Origin of the sequence: Thauera sp. 28 (assembly GCF_000310145.2) — a bacterium.
GTDB lineage: Bacteria > Pseudomonadota > Gammaproteobacteria > Burkholderiales > Rhodocyclaceae > Thauera > Thauera mechernichensis.
Genome location: NZ_AMXA01000079.1, coordinates 1 through 1,269, shown reverse-complemented (window position 1 = coordinate 1,269; position 1,269 = coordinate 1). Strand labels below are relative to the sequence as shown.

The 1,269-nt window shown below is 62.3% G+C and carries 1 protein-coding gene; it reads right to left on the bottom strand.

The features are described 5' to 3' along the window. Positions 1-17: 17 nt before the first annotated feature. Positions 18-1,148 carry an ISAs1-like element ISTha2 family transposase gene (locus C662_RS19495; protein WP_083485707.1) on the bottom strand — a complete coding sequence of 377 codons (1,131 nt, stop codon included), beginning with the start codon at positions 1,146-1,148 and terminating at the stop codon, positions 18-20. Positions 1,149-1,269: the final 121 nt, after the last annotated feature.

The following is a 1,269-nucleotide window of genomic DNA, read 5'->3' as shown; positions in this document are numbered from 1 at the left end:
ACAGGGCAATCGCACCTTCATGTCATAACCCCAAGCAACTCGGCACGAAATTCGTCGATAGTCGCCGCCAGCATGCGCTTGGACTTGATGCTCGCCTTGCGCGTCGTGTTGAGCCGCAGCAGGTTCATCACAATGTGGCGAACGATGGCCAGGTTGTTGGCGGCATAGCCGCTGCGCACCCGTGACTGATCCTCGTTGAACTGCACGTCCAGACACCAGTGAAGCCGATTCTCCACCTCCCAGTGACTGCGTACGGCCCGAGCGATGCGCTCGGCGTCGGCGGGCAGGCTGCTGATGTAGAAGACGCGCTCGGTGCTGGTGTGATCGCCCACGGTGCGAATGCGCTCGACCACCGCGAAGCTTGCCAGATCCTGCCAGTCCTCGGACTTGTAGAGGCGATCGATCGCGGCGTAGGCGCGGCATCGGCGGATCTCGATGCGACCGTGGTCCTTGATCGTGGTCTCATGGGTCGAGCTCGGCGTCAGCGGCCCTCGCGGATCGATGTCGGCAAACAGGATCGAATCGTGCAGGTTCGGATGGTTCTCCTTCACACACAGCACGTAATGCGCGCCGCGCTCGCGGATCGTGCGGGCGATCTTTGTCTGGGTGCCCATCGCGTCGATCGTCACCACGCAGCCCTCGATCGCCAACTTGGCAAGCAGTTCGGGAATCGCGGTGATCTCGTTCGACTTCTCGGCGGTCGCCGTCTGGCCCAGCACGACGCCCATGCCGGCCGCAAACGCGCTCACCAGGTGCAACGGACTGGCGTCAGTCTTGCTCTTGCCGCCCGAGCGCCGGCTCGTCTTGCCGTCGATCGCCACGACCGTATCCCCGGCCAGCGCCGGCACCACCATGCCCACCCAGCGCCGGAACGCGGACTCGAACTCGTCGGGCGCGATCAGGCCGAACACGCGTCCGATCGTGTCGTGAGACGGGATGCCATGCTCAAGCTTCATGAAGCCTCGCAACCAGTCGATCTTGGCCTCGGCCCACAACTCGATGTCGACGAAGTCGTCGACACCCGAGAGCACCGCGCACACCGCCACCGTCAGCAACTCGGCCAGGACGTGGCGCGCATGCCGCGCGCTGCGCGGGTCGGAAATCGAGACGAACACCTGCGTCAGCGGCATGACGTTTCCTGCCTTCATGGGATACCCAAAAAGGTAGGAAACTACACAACTTATGACAATGTGAACAGGAGTCTCGCAAGGTCATGAAAGTAAAAGCGTTATTGCATTTGCTTATGCGAAGTCGGTGCGATTGCCCTGA

Excerpts from the sequence above, each read along its gene's own strand:
- C662_RS19495 (WP_083485707.1), bottom strand. The coding sequence starts at position 1,148 with ATGAAGGCAGGAAACGTCATGCCGCTGACGCAGGTGTTCGTCTCGATT.